Source organism: Oleiphilus sp. HI0043, from assembly GCF_001634935.1.
The window spans coordinates 1-546 of the sequence record NZ_LWEY01000005.1 but is presented as its reverse complement, the minus strand read 5'-3'; the positions used below and the strand labels follow the sequence as shown (position 1 = coordinate 546).

The 546-nt window shown below is 44.7% G+C and carries 2 protein-coding genes; both read right to left on the bottom strand.

The features are described from left to right. Positions 1–346, bottom strand: a 346-nt coding sequence (locus tag A3729_RS31995; protein WP_068632955.1) for a hypothetical protein, incomplete at its 3' end; no start/stop codon positions are given. An 8-nt stretch (positions 347–354) separates the two neighbouring features. Then, positions 355–546 (bottom strand): diguanylate cyclase domain-containing protein (locus A3729_RS00655; protein WP_156497544.1); only part of this gene is annotated, 192 nt, incomplete at its 5' end.

Sequence of the window (546 nt, the reverse complement as noted above, 5' to 3'; positions counted from 1 at the left end):
GGCCCCCTGCAACAGGCGAAAGAAACACTTCACTAGCAGCCTCGTCGCGACCAGTGCCGAGCTCTCTCAGTCCAATTAAGGTACCAAATTGAATTGCATCGTCTTCACCAAAGTTCTTTGGCTTTAAGCGTTCAAATGTTTTAAGTGCGTTTTCTGCTTCAGCCATCCGGCGAGCCTGCCCTTCGGCCAAATAAGAAGCTTCCAGCCCAAGCGTATCATATTTGTTCTCGGCAACATTCTCTTCGTGCGTTGCCGTTTCATAAGCTTGTTTAGCAGCAGAGTACGCAATATCATAACGCGATTTTAGTGCACTAATTATTTGTACATGCAGAAGCTCTTTATCCATCGCAATAACTATAATTCCGCCTGTCCACTATCGTAGATAAAATGCTGGTTACGTCCGTTTTCCTTGGCGTGGTATAGCGCTTTATCCGCTCTCGCGATTAATGCTCCAATGCCTTCATCCGCCATCATCATTTCTGCAATTCCAACCGATACAGTCACTTTAATATTATGACCTTCAAACTCAAATAATTGACCTTCAAC